Genomic DNA, 20,010 nt, shown 5'->3' with positions numbered 1-20,010 from the left:
CTTTCTTTTCTTTTCGCACCGCTGTGGTGTTCTACCAGCATATTCCATCCGGGCCATTTTAGCAATTCGGTGAATTCCGGGGAATTCGATCCAAACCGGCTATTCAAGCCCTTCCGGACCCAGCATCCAGTCCCAGGTTTTTTCCGCCGGCACACAAGGCGCACGGCAGATCAACCATCGATTGAAAGTTGGGGTTTCGCCGCCATGCTTCAGGCGCTTCGTGAGCGTCCCGGCTGCGGCGACTCAGAAAACATTACAGGCCTGGGGGCGGCTGCGCAAATCGGGAGTGCGTGTCCTGCGACACCCTGAATTCATCATCAAACTGATGAATTTCCCTGCCCGCCAAACTCTTGCGGCACCCCTGCCTGCCCCCGGAAAACCTTGCGATGTTTTTCCCGGGACTTTCTCCACATTCATGCCCCGGGCTACATCCGCCGGGCCGCAGGGACAGCAGCCACAAGAGAGCAGGAGCCGTCCAACAGCCCAGGTACAGGCCTCGAGCACATGGGACGGCTATATAAGGGCACTCATAAGATGGGCCAGCTATATAAGGGCACGCACATGGGGGGCACGGCAGGACGTGCGCGGTGGAGGCCCGGCCTCAACCCAGGCGTCTTACAGCGGGGCCTTGGAACTACGCCGGCACCCGCCGTGAACCGGACCGCACCCTGCCCGCCGCCGTCGTACGCCAACTCTCTGCGCGCAGTGACGTGCCGGACCGCCGGCACCGCGGAAAGCTGGCCTGAAAAATCGGGTAGACTTGTTCCCGGCCCCTCATGTGGTGTCATCCTGTGAACTCCCCCAGGACCGGAAGGTAGCAAGGGTAAGCGGGCTCTGGCAGGTGCATGGGGGGTCTTTAATTTTATCCGGATTCGGTGGGGCTCCAGCCCGCCCCGGGACCGGATGCGAAGCGTCAGTGCCAACCGATAAGGTTCTATCTGTGAGTACAGCCCTTTACCGCCGTTACCGTCCCGAGAGCTTCGCGGACGTGATCGGCCAGGAGCATGTCACCGAGCCGCTGATGGCGGCCCTCTCAAAGAACCGTGTCAACCACGCCTACCTCTTCTCCGGTCCGCGCGGCTGCGGCAAGACCACTTCGGCACGAATCCTGGCACGGTGCCTAAACTGTGCGCAGGGCCCGACGCCGACCCCCTGCGGCACCTGCGACAGCTGCGTTGAACTCGCCCGCAACGGCGCCGGCAGCCTCGACGTCATCGAAATCGATGCTGCCAGCCACGGCGGCGTTGACGACGCCCGCGACCTGCGTGAGCGGGCCACCTTCGCTCCTGTGCGGGACCGCTACAAGATCTTCATCATCGATGAGGCTCACATGGTCACCTCTGCCGGGTTCAATGCCCTGCTGAAGATCGTGGAGGAGCCGCCGGAACACATCAAGTTCATCTTTGCCACGACGGAACCGGACAAGGTCATTGGCACCATCCGCTCCCGTACCCACCACTACCCGTTCCGCCTCGTTCCGCCCGAGCCCCTGCTGGCGTACCTGGAAAAGCTCTGCGTCCAGGAAGGCGTGCCGGTGGCCCCGGGCGTGCTGTCCCTTGTGATCCGCGCCGGCGGCGGATCGGTTCGTGACTCCCTCTCCGTCCTGGACCAGCTGATGGCCGGCGCCGGGGAATCCGGCCTCGACTATGAGCTGGCCGTCAACCTGCTCGGCTACACCCACGTGGCACTGCTCGACGACGTTGTCGATGCCTTTGCTGCGGGCGACGCCGCCACCGTCTTCAGCGCCGTTGACCGCGTCATCCAGACCGGACAGGATCCCCGCCGTTTCGTGGAGGACCTCCTGGAACGGTTCCGGGACCTGATAGTGGTCAACGCTATGCCCGACGCCGCCGCTGCCGTCCTGCGCGGCGTGCCGGAGGACCAGATCAACCGCATGCGCACCCAGGCCGCGCAGCTCGGCGGCGCAGAGCTGTCCCGCGCCGCGGACATCACCAATACCGCGCTGACCGAAATGACCGGCGCTACCTCACCCCGCCTGCATTTGGAACTGCTCTGCGCGCGGATCCTGCTTCCCGCCGCGGACCAGTCCGAACGCGGCACTGCCGCACGGGTGGACCGGATTGAGCGCCGCCTGAGCTACGCGGGCGACGCCGCACCCCCCGCCGCTGCCGCTCCCCAGCAGCCTGCCGCGCAGGCACCTGACCGCAGCATGGCACCGGCTGCCCCGCAGCAGGTTTCAGGCCAGTCCGTTGCACCGGCACCGGATGCTCCCGTTTCTCCCGCAGCAACCCCGGCTGCCGCCAGTGCTGCGGCAGACGCGGCTGCCTCTACCAGCGGCGCGGCCGACTGGGGCGGCACATGGGCTACCCCGGCAACTCCCGCGGCCAACTCTGCGTCCGGCAGCGCAGCGTCCGGCCGTCCGGCCCCTGCCGGCGGTGCGGCGCCCGATGCCCCCGAACCCTCCGCACCCCCGGCACGGACCTGGGACGATGTTTCCCGTGAAGCTGCCTCGCAGCAGCCGCAGGGGTCCGGCGAGCAGCAGGGGTCCGGAGAGCAGCAAGGGTCCGGCGAGCAGCCGCAGCAGTCTGCCCAGCGGCACGAATCCGGGCACCCGCAGCGCCCGCAGGCCGGTCCTGCACCGGATGCTGCGCCGTCAGTCCCCGCGGACGCCCAGGCGAACACTCCCCCGGCAGCACAGGCAGCGGCTGCGGTAGCTGCGCCTGCTCCCGCTCCGGCCCAGCCGGCAGCGCCCGCCCAGCAGGGCGATACTGCCGGAAGTGCACCGGCTGCCCCCGCCGGCGCTTCAGGACCCGGCCAGGTGGAGATGATCCGCCGCGCATGGCCGGAGATCATGGACGCCCTGACCAGCATCCGCCGGGCGACCTGGCTCAATGTCAGCAAGAACGCTTCACCGCGCTCCTTCGACGGCCGCGTGCTTGAACTCGCGTTCTCCAATCCCGGCGCGGCCACGAACTTCAACCGCCCGGACCATCTGGAGAACCTGCGCAAGGCTGTCCACCAGGTCCTCGGCGTTGACTGCCAAATCAATGCCGTACACGACAGCACCGCGTCAGCGGGTGAACCCGGCCCAAAAGCTGGTAGCCGGCTGACACCGCCGGCACAGACTCCGGCACCGGCTTCCACTTCCCCGCAGTCGCAGGGAACTCCTTCGGTTCCTGCAGCGGCAGGACAGGACTATCCGGCAGCCGCCCCGGCTTCCTCCGCCCGAGACCAGACTTCACCTGCACCGGTTTCGGGCAGTACTGTAGCACCAGCGCCGCAGGCGCCAGCCCAGCGGCCCGGCGAGGCTCCGAGGACCCGCGCCGCCGAGAGTTCCGAAACGGGCGCTTCCGCACGCGGCGACGGCCGCAGCGGCGTCCCGACGGCGGCCGCCCCGGCCTGGAACATCCCGCCGGCTGCCCCGGCGCGCACCGAACAGGCACCGGCAGGTTCTGCACCCGCAGCCCCGCAGCCCCCCGAATCCGAACCACGGACGCAGGCCCGGCCTGAGTCAGGCGCTGCCCAGAGCCGGCAGTCCGGTCCCGCGGCAGGACCCGGAGCAGGACCCCTGTCAGGCCCGACCGACGGCCGGCAGTCCGGTCCCGCGGCAGGACCCGGAGCAGGACCCCTGTCAGGCCCGACCGACGGCGGGCAGGCTGGTCCTGCGGTAGGGCCGGCAACAGATCCGTCCAGCGGCCCGTCAGCCGCCGCACAGAACACCCCGCAGCAAACGCCCCCGGCACAGCCGGCACAGTCCGCACAGCGGACACAGCCGGCATCAGTGCCGCGCCGCGGCGCACCGCTTCCCGAGGACTGGCCCCAGGAACCCTCCGAACCTGCGGACGCTCCTGAAAGCAATGCCTGGGAGACCGCTGCGGTTCCTGATGACATCCACATCAGCAGTGCCGTCAGCGACGAGGAATGGGCCAGCACCAACTGGGCCGGCACCACGGCGAAGCGCCCCGGCGCCGGTTCCGGCGCCGCTCCCGTTCCCGGCAGCCGGTCCGCAACGCCGGGAACGGGTTCCGGGACGTCCGGCGCCGGTTCCGCCGCTGCAGGCCACACTGCCCCGGCCGGATCAGGCCGTGGACCGGCACCGCAGCCGCAAGCCCACGGAGCCTCAGCTTCTCAGTCCGCCACAGGGACAGCAGCCGGCGGGAACACACCCGGACTGAACGGCAACGGCACCGCGCCCTCCGCGGCAGGCTCCGCTACGGCAGGTGCCGCAGGAGCCAGCACCGCGCCGTCGTCGGTCTCCGCAGCCCATGCGGGAGCGCCCGGAAGCGGCAGCAGCGCAGTACCCGGCTCCTTCCAGGGCACGCCGGGCCAGGACAGCCAGCCCGAGGTCCAGCGCCGGCCGGCCCCCGGCCAGAAACTCAGCCGCTACCAGCAGCTCCTCAACGAAGCTGCCCAGCGCGGCGGCACTGCACCCCCGCCCGGGGCACGCGGCAAAGTAGACTTGGCCTACGTCGAGGACGTGCCCAGCGCCGACGATGTAACGCTCGAAGATTCCGGGCTGGTTGGCCGAAAGGCGATAGAACGGATCCTGGGCGGACGGCTCATTGAGGAACGAAGCCTCGACGGCCACGGCGCCCACCGGTAGCCGCCGGCAGCCAGCCGGAACAACAACTATTTCCCTTAAGAAGGCCACGTGTACGAAGGTGCGGTTCAGGAACTGATCGACGAGTTGGGCCGCCTTCCCGGCGTGGGCCCCAAGTCGGCCCAGCGGATCGCGTTCCACATCCTTGAGTCCAATGCTGAGGACATGTCCCGGCTGGCCTCGGCCATCGTGACCGTGAAGGAAAAAGTTAAGTTCTGCCAGGTATGCGGCAATGTGACCGAGCAGGAGACCTGCAATATCTGCCGCGACCCGCGCCGGGACCCCACCATGATTTGCGTGGTGGAAGAGTCAAAGGACGTGATCGCCGTCGAGCGCACGCGTTCCTTCCGAGGCCGCTACCACGTCCTGGGCGGCGCGATTAACCCCATCGCCGGAATCGGCCCGGACCAGCTGCGCATCCGCGAACTGCTGAGCAGGCTCTCCGATGAGCAGATCAGTGAGATCATCATCGCCACCGACCCGAATCTGGAAGGCGAGGCCACCGCCACCTACCTTGTCCGCATGTTGAAGACCCTCGGCATCACCGTGACGCGGCTGGCATCCGGCCTGCCGGTCGGCGGTGACCTTGAATACGCAGACGAGATCACCCTGGGCCGCGCATTCGAAGGACGCCGCAGCCTCAGCTAGCGGCCGGGCAACTTTGCGGCCCCGGCTTCGTTAAGTAGAGGTTGAGCGTCATTTCGGCGCCGAAGCGGCCCGGTTATAGACTTTGAAGGTTGGCCGCCGTCGTGCGGTCCCCGTGAACATACAGAGCCGCAGCGGCCCAGCGCCGCCGGGCAGCAACTTGGAAGAGTTCCAGAGAGCGTGTACGCATGAGCCTGATAGTGCAGAAATTCGGCGGATCCTCCGTATCGGACGCCGAAGGCATCAAGCGCGTCGCCAAGCGCGTAGTGGATACCCAAAACGCCGGGAACGACGTCATTGTGGTGGTCTCCGCCATGGGCGACAGCACCGATGAGCTGCTGGACCTGGCCGGGCAGATCACCACCGGCGCCCACCCGCGTGAGATGGACATGCTGCTGAGTTCCGGCGAACGCATCTCCATGGCGCTGCTGGCCATGGCGATCAACGAACTCGGTGCCTCGGCCCAGTCCTTTACCGGCAGCCAGGCCGGCATGATCACCGACGCGATCCACGGCAAGGCCCGGATCATCGATGTCTCACCGCATCGGATCAAGACGGCAATCGAAAAGGGCGACGTCGCAATCGTCGCCGGTTTCCAGGGCATGAGCCGGGACAGCCACGACATCACCACCCTGGGCCGCGGCGGCTCGGATACCACAGCAGTCGCCCTTGCGGCAGCGCTCGACGCCGATGTGTGCGAGATCTACACGGACGTTGACGGCGTCTACACCGCCGATCCCCGCGTGGCTTCCTCGGCGCAGAAAATCGACAGGATCTCCAGCGAGGAAATGCTGGAAATGGCAGCATCCGGTGCGAAGATCCTGCACCTGCGCTGCGTTGAGTACGCCCGCCGCTTCGGAGTTCCGCTGCATGTGCGGTCCTCCTTCAGCCAGCACGAGGGGACCTGGGTACTGCCCAGCCCGGATGACAAGATCAAGATTCAAGAGGGAGAACCCTTGGAACAGCCCATCATTTCCGGCGTCGCGCATGACCGCTCCGAAGCCAAGCTCACCGTCGTTGGCGTTCCGGACATTCCCGGCAAGGCCGCGGAGATCTTCGGCATCGTCGCCGGTGCCAACACGAACATCGACATGATCGTGCAGAACGTCTCCACCAAGGGCTCGGGCAGGACGGACATCTCCTTCACCCTCCCGATCATCGACGGCCAGGCTGCGATGGCCGCCCTGAACGCCGCCAAGGCCGAGGTTGGCTTCGACAGCATCGACTATGACGAGCAGATCGGCAAGCTTTCCCTCATCGGTGCCGGCATGCGCTCCAACCCGGGCGTCTCGCACAAGTTCTTCGAAGCACTGCACCTGGCCGGCGTGAACATCGACATGATCTCCACCTCGGAAATCCGCATCTCCGTGGTTACCAGTGCTTCCAAGCTCGACGACGCGGTCCGTGCGGTCCACGCCGCGTTCGGGCTCGACGGCGAAGCCGAGGCTACCGTGTACGGCGGCACCGGCCGCTAGGCCCAGCTCTGCACTAAGGGGCGTCCGGGAAACCGGGCGCTCCTTTTGTGTGAGGAGCCTGTCAGTACATATGCTCGCGGAACAGCGGTGCGTGGAAGTAGTCCTGGTACACCACCGGCTCGGCTGGTTCGCGGTGCGGTTTGCCGTTCACGTACTCCCGGTCCACTCCGTAGTGGTGCCCTTCGCTGTCTATTTCAACGACGTAGTCGGGCAGTTCGGACTGTGACTGCGGAATCTCGTCTTCGGGCAGCCGCGGCTCGCCGTCGCTTCCCGGGTCCGGCATGGTTGCCATGTGGATCCCCTCCTTCAAGGACCAACGCAGGTCCTTTCAGGATAGGTTTCCCGGGCCAAAAAAGACCCCCGGTTCGAAAACTCAGTCCTTCTTGCGGGGCAGGATGTAGCTGCTGCCGTCGGCACGCTTCACGGTCTCCCACATAGCCTTCTCCTCGGCCTGCTGGGCTTCGAGGAGCCGCTTGTTCTCCTCGGTCATGTCATGAGTCAGGGAAGAACTCTGGGCCGGGCCAAAAATGAGCCGTGCCTTGCCTGTTGCGCGCATGAACCTGGCGGTGAAGCTTTCCCGAGCTGCCATGAAATGTTCCTTCCGAGGTGTACCTGGGAACTATAGTACGCTAAGTATTAGTGCACTAAGTATTGAGGAGGCGGCTGTGGATCCGGTCGATGATGATCTGCTGCTGGAACACCAGCTGTGCTTCGCCCTGTCTGTCGCATCCCGTTCAGTGGTCGGAGCGTACCGCCCCGTCCTCGAAGACCTGGGTGTCACCCACCCGCAGTACCTCGTCCTGCTGGCGCTTTGGGAAGAGAGCCCCCGTACCGTGCGCAACCTGAGCGAAGCCCTGCTGATGGAACCAGCGACACTCTCCCCCATGCTTAAGCGGATGGAAACCGCCGGCCTCGTGTCCCGCAACCGCGCGCCGGACAATGACCGGTCCCTCGCGGTTGACCTCACCGGCCACGGCCGGTCCCTGCGCCAAAAGGCCCTAGCCGTTCCCGGGGCCATGATGGATCGCCTGCAGCTGAGCAGGGAGGAAGTCCTGGAACTCAATGCCTCCATGCGGCGCCTGATCGAGGCCACACGGGAGCCGGCTGCAGTCAGTGACAAATAAATAGCGAAAAGCAACAACAGGATAACAATCTTAGTGTGATATATAGGCACTCTAATTGTCGTAAATAGTAAAAATTATCGGCGTATTCTTCTTCGCGTCCCGAAACGCACCCCATGGGCGGCAGTATGTCCGCCCCAAGGAGAAGAAACCTGTGGAGACACCGCCCTCATCACGGCAGACGCCGCCCTCCGGGCCGCCCGGAGGCGGCTCGCCGGACATCTCCGGCCGCCGCAACAGCAATGAACCGCCTGCCAAAGTGTCCCTGGGACAGCGGGCCGCGCGCGCACTGCGCAGGGACAAAAAGACGTACCCGCACGACACGCACCCCGGCCTGGTGCCTGGAATCGCCGTCGACGACCAGCGCGTCCGTTACCGGACAGACCCGCTCGTCTTCGGCGTTGCTGCCGTGCTGGTTCTTGGATTCGTTGCCTGGGGCGTCTTCTCCACTGAGTCCCTGAAGTCTGTCTCCGACCAGGCCCTGAGCTGGGTGGTAACAAACACCGGCTGGCTTTTCAGCTCCCTGCTGGCGGTGGTCCTGGTATTCATGCTGTTCATCGGATTCAGCCGCTACGGCAAGATCCCCCTGGGCGTGGACGGCGAAAAGCCGGAGTACTCCAAGTTCTCCTGGGTAGCCATGATGTTTTCCGCGGGCGTAGGCATTGGGCTGTTCTTCTTCGGACCGTACGAGCCGCTGACCTACTACATGACTCCGGCCCCCGGGGAAGCCCAGGCCGAAACCACAGAGGCCCTGCACAAATCCATGGCACAGACCTACTTCCACTGGGGCTTTAATGCCTGGGCGGTCTACGCATTGGTGGGCGCGGCCGTGGCGTACGGTTCATACCGACGCGGCAGGGTTCCGCTGATGAGCACTATTTTCACCCCGCTGCTCGGCCGGAGGCGGACGGACGGAGCCGCCGGACGCCTGATCGACATGTTCGCGATCGTCGCCACCCTGTTCGGCACGGCGGCATCCCTGGGCATTGGCGCACTGCAGATTGGCCGCGGCGTGGAAATCGTCGGTGGCATCGGCCAGCTGCCCAACGCCGGCCTGATCGGCATCATAGCCATCCTCACTGCGGCGTTCATTGCGTCCGCCGTCTCCGGCGTTAGCCGCGGCATCCGTATGCTGTCCAACGTCAACATGTCCCTGGCCATCGCCCTGGTGGCCTTCATCTTCCTGACCGGCCCCACGCTGTTCCTGCTGAACCTGATTCCCGCTTCCATCACGGAGTATCTTTCCGAGCTTCTGCACCTGATGAGCAAAGGACCCTCCTGGGGCGCTGAGGCAGCAGACTTCTCCGCCAACTGGACCGTCTTCTACTGGGCCTGGTGGATCTCCTGGTCCCCGTTCGTTGGCATCTTCCTGGCCCGGATCTCCCGCGGCCGGACACTGCGTGAATACGTGCAGTACGTCCTGGTAGTGCCCACCCTGGTATGTGTCCTCGCGTTCGGCATCTTCGGCGGCACAACAATCTGGATGCGGATGCAGGGCGTGGACATTTCCGCCGACAGTGCCCCGGAAGCCCTGTTCTTCCAGATGCTGGACCAGCTCCCGCTTAGCTCCATCACACCGCTGCTGGCAATGTTCTGCGTTGCCATCTTCTTCATCACGTCCGCCGACTCGGCGTCGCTCGTCATGGGAAGCCTGACCCAGCGCGGCAAGCCGCGCCCGGATCGGAAGGTCACGGTGTTCTGGGGCCTGGCCATGATGGGCATCGCCGTGGTCATGCTCCTGGTGGGAGGCAACGAGGCGTTGTCCGGCCTGCAGAACCTGATCATCGTTTCCGCCCTGCCTTTCGCGATCATCCTGGCCCTGATGATGGTCGCTTTCACCCGGGACCTGCAGACCGACCCGCTCATCATCCGCCGGGAGTACGCCACGGCTGCCCTGGAACAGGCCGTGCGGACCGGCATCGATGAACACGGAGACGACTTCGCGATCGCTGTGAAGAGGGCCCCGGACGGCCAGGGCGCCGGTGCCGAATTCGATTCCCATGACAAGACCGTCACCGACTGGTACCAGCGCAGGGACGAAGACGGACAGCCCGTGGACTACGACTATGGCTCCGGCGAGTACGCCGACGGCTGGACTCCCGACGGCACAGACGCCGAGCCCGGCAACGGGGGCACCACCGGCGCGGACAGGGACAAGGACAGCGGCCTGTCCGCCGATTCGCAGCCCTCGCCCGTCCGCTAGGCGGCCGGGCGGTACGGCGGGATAATGGGGGCCGTGAGCTTCTCTTATTCCGCCGTGCTGTCCGAGGAGCAGTGGCTTCCCCGCCAGGCCGCCTACCAGGACCGGGTGCGCCCGTTCACGGAAGGCTTCCTGCAGCGGCGTTCCGCGGGGCAGAAACATCCGGTGGAGGACTTCCTCTTCACCTACTACTCGCTGAAACCGGGACAGCTGATGCGCTGGCACCCGGGTGCCGGCGTCGTCCTGACCGGTGCAGCCGCAGCAGAGCGCGGGGACTGGAAGTTCTACCGCACCCTGGCGCCGGAGGAACGCGCAGCTGCCGGACTGGACCCGGAGACGACGGCCGTCACGGTGGACGTGGCAACCTTCGCCGCAGCCCGCGGCCCGGCAGCCGGGTTCACCCGAATGCTCCTCTCCCGCACGGCCGCCCGCAAACCGTCCCTTGGCTGCTTCGGCATGCACGAGTGGGCAATGGCCTACAAGTCGGAAATGAACGGAATCCGGCACGAATACCTCGGCCTGCGGCTGGGTGCCCAGGGAACGAATGACACGGTGGAAAACAGCCGGATCCGCTGCACCCACTTCGACGCCTTCCGCTTCTACGCGCCCGAGGCCGTTGGACTCAACGAGCTGACGCCCACGCGGGAAAACCAGCGGGACCTGGAACAGCCCGGCTGCCTGCACGCCAACATGGACCTCTACAAGTGGGCGTACAAACTGACCCCGCTGCTGCCCGGGGACCTGGTGATGGACTGCTTCGAACTGGCCTGGCGGATCCGCGAGATGGACATGCGGGCTTCGCCGTATGATCTGCGGGACTGGGGATATGAACCCATCCAGGTAGAGACGCCGGCGGGGCGGGCGGCGTACGCTTCCTACCAACGCGGTTTCACCGAGGAATCGCAGCAGCTGCGGGCCCGGATTCTGGACCTGCTTGATCCGCTCCAGGAGCAGCTATGCAGCCCGAACCCACAGGCAGGGTCCACCGCACCGGAGAAGACTCCTACACCCTGGTCCTGACCCGCCGCCTTGAGGGCACTCCGCCGGAAGTTTGGGCCAGCTTCACGGACGCAGACCTGGCTGCCGCCTGGATCGGGCGCTGGGACGGCGCCCCCGGACCAGCATCGGAGTTCGAGTTCCAGATGCTCTACGAAGAGGGGCAGCCAGCCAGCCAGGTTCGGCTCACCCTGTGCGCGCCCCACGAGCGGCTGCGCGTGCTCCTGGCGGACGACGGCGGCAGCTGGGACCTGGAGGTGCGGCTCCGGGACCACGACGGCGGCACCCGGCTCGATTTCATCCAGCATTTGGCTGACCCCGCCCCCGCGGAAGACATTGGCCCCGGCTGGGAGTATTACCTTGACCGGCTTGAGGCCGCACGCAGCGGCGGACCGCAACCGGACTTCGACCAGCATTACCTCGAACAGGGTCCTTATTACGCCGCCCAGGCCCGGGACGCAGCCGCCTCACCGCCGCCGGCCTGACCTTCCCTGCACCGCACCAGGCGGCGGCTAGGCTGTATGCCAATCGACTCCGGAAGGTCACGCCATGCCGAACCGCCTGCCCCGCACCCTGCTGGCCCTTGCCGCTGCCGCCCTTGTGCTCGCCGGGTGCGCCGACTCGAATCCCGGCACCGCGCCGTCGTCGTCCGAGCCCGCAACCCCGGCGGCCAGTTCCGCGCCGGCAGCGCCCGCGTCGCCAGCCGCAGCAACATCGCTGGGCGTTGAGCTGATGGCCGACGGCGAAGCCGTCACGGACAGCTGGACCCTGGAGTGCGACGGCGCCAATCCGGCGGGCGATTCTGGCGCGCCTGACCCCGCGGCGGCCTGCGCTGCCCTCGCGGATGGCGGAACCGGACTCTTCGCGGAGCCGGGCAGCGACGTCGCCTGCACCATGCAGTACGGCGGACCACAGCGCGCCGCGGTCAGCGGCACCGTGGCCGGTCAAGCGGTGGACGCTGAATTCGCAGCGACCGACGGCTGCCAGATCAGCCGCTGGGAGGCGCTTAGCGGACTGCTTGGTCCGGCGACGCGAGCGATGTAGGGCTTCCCGGCACCGGCAGATCCCGCTTGCGGCGCAGGTAAACCTGCTTGCGGACCCGGGCAACGACGTCGCCGCTTGAATCCCGGACTTCGACGGTGAACCACTCAAGCACCTTCGCACCCCCGGCAGCGGCCTCGCGCAGCCGCTCAATGTCCGCTTCCGTGATGGCGAAGCGGGCCACCACGTCTCCCTTGCCGGGCTTGATGAACTCGATTTCGGCCGCGCGGTCCCAGATGACGTTCTCTTTGCCCAGATGGCGCAGCAGCAGCATCATCCAGAACGGATCCGTCATGGCGAAGAGGCTGCCGCCGAAGAGCACGCCCGCAACATTGCGGTTCCACCAGCGCAGCCGCAGCCGCACCGTCGCGGAAAGGAAGTCCTCGGGCAGTTCAGTGATCCTGATACCGGAGAAGAGGAAGGGCGGCCAGAGATTCATGGAGCGCCGGACGATGCCCGGGCGGGCGGCAACGAGTTTCACCGGTTCACTGTACCGGGTGTGATTCAGGCCATTCCAACTTTCATAGTAAGTACCCTTAGGTCTACTATTGAATCAGCTTGCTTACTATCAGTATACGGACCGCGCTTTGACAGGCGCGCCGGGCTTAACCGGAGGAACCAGATTGTCGATCGAAGCAACACCCGAAGACCCGCAGTGCCCCGCCGTTCCGGGCACGCAGGCACCCGCAGAATACGTGCCGTGGTGCTCGTACTGCGGCACCGATGACTTCCTCATCATCGAATCCGTTGAGCCGTCCAGGACCGCCGATGCGGCCGAGTTCCTGGAAATCAGCTACACGTGCGGCGAATGTGACCGCTTCTACGGCCACCCCGTCCGCCACTCCCCGCTGTGGGCGCGCCGGGCCGTCGCCGAACCGGCGGAGACCGAATACCTGCACTGCGGCGAGCCGATGAGGCCGAAGGACACCCGCACCGTTTCACTCTCCGAACCCCTGAGCACGGACCCGGATGCTGACACCGGGGATGTACGCCTGGAGATCAACATCCTGCGCTGTGCGTGCGGGTTCCAGATCGAACTTCCGGCGTAACTGCCGGGCAACAGTGGAGCGCTTCCGAATCTACCGGGAGCGCTCCGGCTGTTTCCGGCCACTGCAACCCCTGGAGGCCAATCATGCGAAGGCTCAAGACCGCTGCTGCTGCATCCGCTGCGCTGCTTCTGCTCGCGGGGTGCGCCCCGGGGACTGCAACCAGCCTCGATGCCATCGAGGACCAGGGGACGATCGCCATCGGCACCGAAGGCACCTACCGGCCCTTCAGCTTCCATGAGGAAGGCGTTGGGGAACTGACCGGATACGACGTTGAGATTGCCGAAGCAGTCGCAGGGAAACTAGGAGTCGACGCGCGGTTCGGCGAAGCGCCGTGGGACGCACTCTTCGCCGGCCTGAACGCGGGACGCTTCGCCATGGTTGCCAACCAGGTTTCAATCACCCCCGAACGCGTTGACTCCTACGAGTTCTCCGACCCCTACACCGTGAGTCCCGGCGTCGTCGTGGTTCCAAAGGGCGACACCTCCATCACGTCCTTCGCCGACCTGGCGGGAAAGACGACGGCACAGTCCCTGTCCAGCAACTGGTACGTGCTGGCCCAGGAAAACGGCGCCAGCGTGGAAGCGGTGGAGGGATGGGCCCAGTCCGTCTCGCTCCTGGAGCAGGGGCGGGTTGACGCCACCATCAACGACCGCCTGACCTTCCTCGACTATCTCCTGCAGACACCCGATGCGCCGATTCAGGTCGCCGCTGAAACCGACGACCCGGCGCTCATGGCTTTTGCCTTCGCCAAGGGAAACACTGAACTGCGCGACGCCGTGAACGCTGCCTTGAAGGAACTCCGCGCGGACGGCACGCTTGCAGAAATCTCGAACAAGTACTTCGGCGAAGACGTTTCGCAGTAAGGACCGCAATGGACCAGCCGACGTGGGACCTCATCGCTGCTTCCTTCCTGCCCCTGATCACGGGTGCGGTCACCGGCACCATTCCCCTTGCCCTGATCTCCTTCGCCGTTGGCCTGGTGCTGGCCCTGGGCGTAGCGCTGATGCGGCTGTCCAAAATCCGGCTGGTGTCCGGGCTGGCCCGGGCCTACGTTTCAATCATCCGCGGCACACCGCTGCTGGTTCAGCTGTTCGTTATCTTCTACGGCCTGCCTTCCATCGGGGTCCTGGTTGATCCCTGGCCGAGCGCCATCATTGCGTTCTCCCTGAATGTGGGCGGGTACGCCGCGGAAGTGATCCGGGCCGCGATCCTCTCGGTGCCGCGCGGCCAGTGGGAAGCGGCGTACACCATCCGGATGTCTCCGGCGCAGACGCTGATCCGCGTGATCCTCCCCCAGGCCGCCCGGGTCTCCGTGCCGCCGCTGTCCAACACTTTCATCAGCCTGGTCAAGGACACCTCCCTGGCGTCACTGATCCTCGTCACGGAGCTGTTCCGGCGGGCCCAGGAGATTGCGGCGTTCAGCCAGGAATTCATGGTCATCTACATAGAAGCTGCGCTGATCTACTGGCTTATCTGCGTTGTGCTTTCCACCGGCCAGTCGGCGCTTGAAAGGAGGCTCGACCGCCATGTCGCAAACTGAAACCGGCAGCGCCCCGGTCCTCAGCGCCCGGGACCTGCACAAGCGGTTCGGAAGCAGTGAGGTGCTCAAGGGAATCGACCTTGAGATCCCCCGCGGCCAAGTCGTGGCGCTGATCGGCCCCAGCGGATCAGGGAAGACCACCGTGCTGCGCTGCCTGAACGGCCTGGAGGTCCCCGACTCGGGAACTGTCCGGTTCGACGGCGGCAATACCGTGGACTTCGCCGCGAAACCGCCGCGGCAGGCGGTCTCCGGCCTGCGCGAGCACAGTGCGATGGTGTTCCAGCACTACAACCTGTTCCCACACCGGACCGTCCTGGAGAACGTTCTCGAGGGACCGGTCCGGGTGCAGCGCCGGCCCAGGGACGAGGCCACGGCGGACGCGATGTCCCTGCTCGGGCGGGTGGGACTGGCGGACAAGGCCGGGGCCTACCCCAACGAGCTCTCCGGCGGACAGCAGCAGCGGGTGGGCATAGTCCGGGCGCTGGCCCTGAAACCCCGCCTGCTGCTCTTCGACGAGCCCACCTCGGCCCTTGACCCGGAGCTGGTGGGAGACGTCCTGGAAGCTATCCGCGAACTGGCTGCCGAGGGCTGGACGATGCTCCTGGTCACCCACGAACTGCGCTTCGCCCGGGACGTAGCCGACTCGGTGGTCTTCATGGACGGCGGGGTGGTGGTTGAATCCGGGCCGCCGTCCGAGGTGCTGGGAGCACCGCGGCAGGAACGTACCCGGCAGTTCGTCCAGCGGCTGCTCAACTACTAGCCCCTCGCCGCCCTCCCACCTCCCCCGCCCCCCAAAAATCGAGATGGCAGAAAGTGCCCGTTTCAGGCCTGTAACGGGCACTTTCTGCTATCTCGATGTGCGGCCGTAGAATGAAGGGGCAAGCTCGCGGAGCGCTGAATCAGCGTGAGACGGCACGGTCCGCGGCCACCCCTTTTCACTCACAGGAGTTACCCCGATGCCCCGGATCGTTGTTGACGTCATGCCCAAGCCCGAGATCCTCGATCCGCAGGGCAAGGCTATTGCCGGTGCCCTCCCCCGACTCGGCCTGAACGGCTTCACCGGGGTCCGCCAAGGGAAGCGCTTCGAGCTCACCGTTGACGGAGACGTCACCCCCGAAATCCTGGAGCAGGCCCGCACCGCAGCTGCCACCCTGCTCTCCAACCCCGTCATCGAAGACGTCACCCGCGTCGAAGTTATTTCGGAGGCCTGATTTTGAGCACCCCGCTGATCGGAGACTACTCCGCCGCGCCCGAGGACGCTGCCCTGCGCGCCGTCCGCGTTGGCGTCATCACCTTCCCCGGCACGCTTGACGACCGCGACGCCGCCCGCGCCGTGCGCCTCGCCGGCGGCACCGCCGTCGAGCTGTGGCACGGCGACGCGAACCTGCACGACGTCGACGCCGTCATCATCCCCGGCGGCTTCTCCTACGGCGACTACCTGCGCGCCGGAGCGATTTCCCGCTTCGCGCCGCTGATGGAAAAGGTTGTGGACGCGTCCAAGGGCGGCATGCCCGTTCTCGGCATCTGCAACGGCTTCCAGATCCTCACCGAGGCGCACCTGCTGCCGGGCTCGATGATCAAGAACGACCACCTGAAGTTCATGTGCCGGGACCAGCTGCTGCGCGTGGAGAACAACTCCACGGCCTGGACCTCCGCCTACGGGCAGGGTGAAGGCATGGTCATCCCGCTGAAGAACCAGGACGGCCAGTACGTCGCCGACGAAAAGACCCTGGACGAGCTCGAAGGCGAAGGCCGCGTGGTCTTCCGCTACGACGGCTTCAACCCGAACGGCTCACGCCGCGACATCGCCGGCATTACGAATGCCGCCGGCAACGTCGTCGGCCTGATGCCGCACCCCGAGCACGCCGTGGAAGCCGGCTTCGGCCCGGATTCCTCCGCCGGCGGGGACGTTGCCCTAGGCGGCGGCACCGACGGAATCGGCATCTTCACCTCAGTACTCACCTCGCTCGTTGCCGGAGGCAAATAATGACCGTGTCTGCTAACTCCACTGCCGAGCAGAAGAAGTTCAACATCGACACCGTCGAGCATGCGGCGTCCACCCCGGACACTCCGCTGCCCTGGGCCGAACTGGGCCTGAAGGAAGACGAGTACAACCGCGTCGTCGAGATCCTGGGCCGGCGCCCCACCGCCGCTGAGCTGGCGATGTACTCGGTCATGTGGTCCGAGCACTGCTCCTACAAGTCCTCCAAGGTGCACCTGAAGCAGTTCGGCGACAAGGTCACCGAGAAGATGAAGGAACACCTGCTGGTTGGCATCGGCGAGAACGCCGGCGTCGTGGACATCGGTGAGGGCTGGGCTGTGACCTTCAAGGTCGAATCCCACAACCACCCGTCCTTCGTGGAGCCCTACCAGGGCGCCGCGACCGGCGTCGGCGGAATTGTCCGCGACATCATCTCCATGGGTGCCCGCCCGGTGGCCGTGATGGACCCGCTGCGCTTCGGTGCGATCGACCACCCGGACACCGCCCGCCTGGTACACGGCATCGTCTCCGGCATCGGCGGCTACGGCAACTCCCTGGGCCTGCCCAACATCGGCGGTGAAGTCGTTTTCGACTCCGTCTACCAGGGCAACCCGCTGGTCAACGCGCTGGCCGTGGGCGTCATGCGCCACGAGGACATCCGCCTCGCCAACGCCTCCGGCGCCGGCAACAAGGTGGTCCTGTTCGGTGCGCGCACCGGTGGCGACGGCATCGGCGGCGCCTCCGTGCTGGCCTCCGAATCCTTCGACGACGCCAAGCCCTCCAAGCGCCCCGCCGTCCAGGTAGGCGACCCCTTCGCCGAGAAGGTGCTCATCGAGTGCTGCCTGGAACTGTTCAAGGCCTCCGTGGTCGAAGGCATCCAGGACCTCGGTGCGGCCGGCATCTCCTGCGCGACGTCGGAACTCGCCTCCAACGGCGACGGCGGCATGCACGTCGAGCTCACCAAGGTCCTGCTCCGCGACCCGTCCCTGACCCCGGGCGAAATCCTGATGTCCGAGTCGCAGGAACGCATGATGGCCGTCGTGACGCCGGAGAACGTGGAAGCGTTCGAGGCGATCATGGACAAGTGGAACGTCGAATACTCCTGGCTCGGCGAAGTCACCGGCACCGGCCGCCTGATCATCGACTGGGACGGCGAGACGATCGTCGACGTCGATCCGCGCACCGTCGCCCACGAGGGCCCGGTCTACAACCGTCCGTTCCACCGCCCCGAATGGCTCGACGGCGTGCAGTCCGACTCGTTCTCGGCGAACCGTCCGTTCGGCGGCGAAGCCGTGAAGCAGGCCGTGCTGGAACTGATGGCGTCCCCGAACATGTGCGACAAGTCCTGGGTCACCGACCAGTACGACCGCTATGTGCAGGGCAACACCGCGCTGGCCATGCCCGACGACGCCGGCGTCATCCGCGTTGACGAGGAAACCGGCCTGGGCGTGGCGATCTCCACCGACGCGAACGGCCGCTACACCTACCTGAACCCGTATGAGGGCGCCAAGCTGGCCCTCGCCGAGTCCTACCGCAACGTCGCCACCTCCGGCGCGCGCCCGATGGCCGTCACCGACTGCCTGAACTTCGGTTCCCCCGAGGATCCCGAGGTCATGTGGCAGTTCGCCGAGGCTGTCCGCGGGCTGGCCGATGGCTGCCAGGAGCTTGGCGTGCCCGTCACCGGCGGCAACGTTTCGCTCTACAACCAGACCGGCGGCGTCGCCATCCATCCCACCCCCGTGGTGGGCGTGCTGGGCGTGTTCGACGACGTTGCCCGCCGCACGCCGTCGGGCTGGCGCGAGGACGGACAGGCCATCTACCTGATGGGCGTCACCCGCGACGAGCTAGACGGTTCCGAGTTCGCCAACCTGCGCGGACACCTGGGCGGCCAGCCGCCGAAGGTAGACCTGCAGGCCGAGAAGCTGCTCGGTGAGCTGCTGATCAATGCGTCCCGCGACGGCATGATCGACTCCGCGCACGATCTCTCCGAGGGCGGCCTTGCGGCCGCACTGTCCGAGATGGCGCTGCGCTTCGGCGTCGGCGCCCGGATCGGCCTGGACGAAGTTGCCGAGCGCGACGGCGTGGACCTGTTCACGCTGCTGTTCTCCGAGTCCCAGGCACGTGCCGTCGTCTCCGTGGCCCGCAGCGAGGAAGTCCGGTTCAAGGACATGTGCTCCGCCCGCGGCTTTGCGCACTCCCGCATCGGCGTCGTGGACACCGAGATCGGTGCACTGGATTTCCAGGGCCACTTTGTCCTGCCGCTGGGTGAGCTGAAGGAAGCACACGAGGGGACCCTGCCGAAGCACTTCGGCTAACCCCCCCATCGAGATTACAGAAACTGCCCGTTTGGACGCTCAAACGGGCAGTTTCTGTAATCTCGTTTAGCGGGTCACTCCGGGCTGCCAGCACGCCAGCCAGCCGCCCACAGAGCCGCGCGAACCTTCTCCACCGCCGGCCGAGCGCCGTCCACCATGTGCCGCCGCGAAATCCGCACCTCTGTCCAGCCCAGCGCCCGGGTCCGCTCTTCACGGCTGATGTCCCGCGCCACCTGTTCCGGATCGGAGTGCCCGGCACCCTCATACTGGACCGCCACCTGATACTTGCGGTATCCAAGGTCCGGCTCATGGTGCAGGACGCCGTTCTCGTCCACTATGGGGACGTTAACTTCCGGCTCGGGCAGACCTGCTGCGCCGAGGGCCAGGCGGAGCAGGGTTTCAGGCGGGGAATCCGCACCCACCCTGCTCAGCCGCAGTGCCTCCCGTGCCGTGCGGATTCCCCGCTGGCCCTGATGCCGTCCGATGATCGCGTCCAATTCATCCTGCGTTGCGTACGGGTCGGACCGGCCTTCGTACAGTTTCCGGGGAATTCTGATCAGATGGTCGGCGATCACGGTGAGATCCTCTACCGTGAGATATCTGGATAGATCCAGCCACGTTTTCGCCCGTGAGGTAAGGACCAGCCCGTCCAAGGTGGTTACCTCGCCGGGCAGAAACCGGCCGGTGTGGCCGATGACGCCGAAACGCCTCGGCGGGGCGAGCCCTTCCGGGCGGGTGATGTGCAGCACGGGCGCCTCTCCCGGCACTACCGGCAGCGGAAACCCCCAGGCCTCGGCTGCCGTCCGGTGTGACGCGACAGAGAAAGAGGTGACGCGCGTGAAGGGCGCAAGCTTATCGGGCAGCACCGACGAGCTGAGATTGCTCATATCGAGGTTGTCCGTGGCCCGGATGGCCCTGCTGATACGGCGAATGCGCACGTTGCGGAGAATCCCTCTGCTCACTCCCAGTGCATCCGAGTCGTACACGGTGTACGTCGACTGGCTGAGCTCTGAGGGCAATTCGCGAGGAGTCCGCATGCCCAGAATTATGGCCTTGGCAACTGGGCGGTTTTTCGATATCCACAGG

At 66.1% G+C, this 20,010-nt stretch carries 19 protein-coding genes and 1 other RNA gene; 16 read left to right on the top strand and 4 right to left on the bottom strand.

The window, feature by feature from the left end; genetic code table 11:
* The first annotated feature begins 765 nt into the window (after window positions 1–765).
* The 4 genes from ffs (at window position 766) to ITX31_RS11795 (ending at window position 6,681) form a co-directional block, all read left to right on the top strand.
* Window positions 766–861: signal recognition particle sRNA small type (ffs, locus tag ITX31_RS11810), an RNA gene on the top strand.
* Window positions 862–940: 79 nt separating this feature from the next.
* Entirely contained in the window at window positions 941–4,564 is a 3,624-nt protein-coding gene (locus tag ITX31_RS11805; RefSeq protein ID WP_194783521.1) for a DNA polymerase III subunit gamma and tau, read from the top strand.
* Window positions 4,565–4,612: 48 nt separating this feature from the next.
* Window positions 4,613–5,209 (top strand): recombination mediator RecR, encoded by a 597-nt coding sequence (recR, locus tag ITX31_RS11800; RefSeq protein ID WP_055240637.1) that lies wholly within the window; start codon window positions 4,613–4,615, stop codon window positions 5,207–5,209.
* A 185-nt stretch (window positions 5,210–5,394) separates the two neighbouring features.
* Window positions 5,395–6,681 carry an aspartate kinase gene (locus ITX31_RS11795; RefSeq protein WP_194783520.1) on the top strand — a complete coding sequence of 429 codons (1,287 nt, stop codon included), beginning with the start codon at window positions 5,395–5,397 and terminating at the stop codon, window positions 6,679–6,681.
* A gap of 61 nt (window positions 6,682–6,742) precedes the next feature.
* On the opposite strand, the gene ITX31_RS11790 is transcribed toward ITX31_RS11795, so the two are convergent.
* Complete coding sequence (locus ITX31_RS11790) at window positions 6,743–6,973, bottom strand: hypothetical protein (protein WP_194783519.1); 231 nt, start codon at window positions 6,971–6,973, stop codon at window positions 6,743–6,745.
* 81 nt (window positions 6,974–7,054) lie between these two features.
* Complete coding sequence (locus tag ITX31_RS11785) at window positions 7,055–7,270, bottom strand: hypothetical protein (protein ID WP_152224765.1); 216 nt, start codon at window positions 7,268–7,270, stop codon at window positions 7,055–7,057.
* Window positions 7,271–7,346: 76 nt separating this feature from the next.
* Here ITX31_RS11785 and ITX31_RS11780 point away from each other — a divergent pair, with 76 nt between their 5' ends.
* From ITX31_RS11780 to ITX31_RS11760, 5 genes are all read left to right on the top strand, one after another.
* The gene (locus tag ITX31_RS11780) at window positions 7,347–7,805 is read left to right on the top strand and encodes a MarR family transcriptional regulator (RefSeq protein WP_323745665.1); all 459 of its coding nucleotides are present in this window, start codon (window positions 7,347–7,349) and stop codon (window positions 7,803–7,805) included.
* 151 nt (window positions 7,806–7,956) lie between these two features.
* A complete protein-coding gene (locus tag ITX31_RS11775; RefSeq protein WP_323745664.1) occupies window positions 7,957–10,005 on the top strand; it encodes a BCCT family transporter in 2,049 nt (682 codons plus the stop codon).
* Between the two features lie 24 nt (window positions 10,006–10,029).
* A complete protein-coding gene (locus ITX31_RS11770) occupies window positions 10,030–11,022 on the top strand; it encodes a 3-methyladenine DNA glycosylase (protein WP_194783517.1) in 993 nt (330 codons plus the stop codon).
* Window positions 10,959–11,483: an SRPBCC domain-containing protein gene (locus ITX31_RS11765; RefSeq protein WP_194783516.1), complete on the top strand. Its 525-nt coding sequence runs from the start codon at window positions 10,959–10,961 to the stop codon at window positions 11,481–11,483. Before ITX31_RS11770 ends, ITX31_RS11765 begins: the two co-directional genes overlap by 64 nt.
* A gap of 64 nt (window positions 11,484–11,547) precedes the next feature.
* A complete protein-coding gene (locus ITX31_RS11760) occupies window positions 11,548–12,042 on the top strand; it encodes a serine protease inhibitor (protein WP_194783515.1) in 495 nt (164 codons plus the stop codon).
* On the opposite strand, the gene ITX31_RS11755 is transcribed toward ITX31_RS11760, so the two are convergent.
* Window positions 12,005–12,520 (bottom strand): DUF4442 domain-containing protein, encoded by a 516-nt coding sequence (locus ITX31_RS11755; protein ID WP_323745663.1) that lies wholly within the window; start codon window positions 12,518–12,520, stop codon window positions 12,005–12,007. The two genes, ITX31_RS11760 and ITX31_RS11755, sit on opposite strands and share 38 nt — an antisense overlap.
* Window positions 12,521–12,662: 142 nt before the next feature.
* Between ITX31_RS11755 and ITX31_RS11750 the strand changes: the two genes are divergently transcribed.
* The 7 genes from ITX31_RS11750 to purL all read left to right on the top strand — a co-directional run bounded on the left by ITX31_RS11750 (window position 12,663) and on the right by purL (window position 18,924).
* Window positions 12,663–13,088: a hypothetical protein gene (locus tag ITX31_RS11750; RefSeq protein WP_194783514.1), complete on the top strand. Its 426-nt coding sequence runs from the start codon at window positions 12,663–12,665 to the stop codon at window positions 13,086–13,088.
* Window positions 13,089–13,171: 83 nt separating this feature from the next.
* Window positions 13,172–13,951, top strand: a complete 780-nt coding sequence (locus ITX31_RS11745; protein ID WP_194783513.1) for an amino acid ABC transporter substrate-binding protein — start codon at window positions 13,172–13,174, stop codon at window positions 13,949–13,951.
* Window positions 13,952–13,959: 8 nt separating this feature from the next.
* Entirely contained in the window at window positions 13,960–14,628 is a 669-nt protein-coding gene (locus tag ITX31_RS11740) for an amino acid ABC transporter permease (protein WP_194783512.1), read from the top strand.
* On the top strand, window positions 14,615–15,388 hold the full coding sequence (locus ITX31_RS11735; protein WP_194783511.1) for an amino acid ABC transporter ATP-binding protein: 774 nt from the start codon (window positions 14,615–14,617) through the stop codon (window positions 15,386–15,388). Before ITX31_RS11740 ends, ITX31_RS11735 begins: the two co-directional genes overlap by 14 nt.
* Window positions 15,389–15,584: 196 nt before the next feature.
* Window positions 15,585–15,839: a phosphoribosylformylglycinamidine synthase subunit PurS gene (purS, locus tag ITX31_RS11730; RefSeq protein WP_091600688.1), complete on the top strand. Its 255-nt coding sequence runs from the start codon at window positions 15,585–15,587 to the stop codon at window positions 15,837–15,839.
* Window positions 15,839–16,615: a phosphoribosylformylglycinamidine synthase subunit PurQ gene (purQ, locus tag ITX31_RS11725; RefSeq protein WP_416354816.1), complete on the top strand. Its 777-nt coding sequence runs from the start codon at window positions 15,839–15,841 to the stop codon at window positions 16,613–16,615. The genes purS and purQ overlap by 1 nt, the downstream gene beginning before the upstream one ends.
* A complete protein-coding gene (gene purL, locus ITX31_RS11720; RefSeq protein WP_194783509.1) occupies window positions 16,615–18,924 on the top strand; it encodes a phosphoribosylformylglycinamidine synthase subunit PurL in 2,310 nt (769 codons plus the stop codon). The genes purQ and purL overlap by 1 nt, the downstream gene beginning before the upstream one ends.
* A gap of 74 nt (window positions 18,925–18,998) precedes the next feature.
* Here the strand turns inward: purL and ITX31_RS11715 are convergent, their stop codons facing one another.
* Window positions 18,999–19,961 carry an endonuclease domain-containing protein gene (locus tag ITX31_RS11715; protein ID WP_194783508.1) on the bottom strand — a complete coding sequence of 321 codons (963 nt, stop codon included), beginning with the start codon at window positions 19,959–19,961 and terminating at the stop codon, window positions 18,999–19,001.
* Window positions 19,962–20,010: the final 49 nt, after the last annotated feature.

Source organism: Arthrobacter gandavensis (assembly GCF_015355785.1).
Classification (GTDB): domain Bacteria; phylum Actinomycetota; class Actinomycetes; order Actinomycetales; family Micrococcaceae; genus Arthrobacter_B; species Arthrobacter_B gandavensis_A.
Note: the sequence above shows the minus strand (reverse complement) of the source record. Positions and strands in the feature narration are given on the sequence as shown.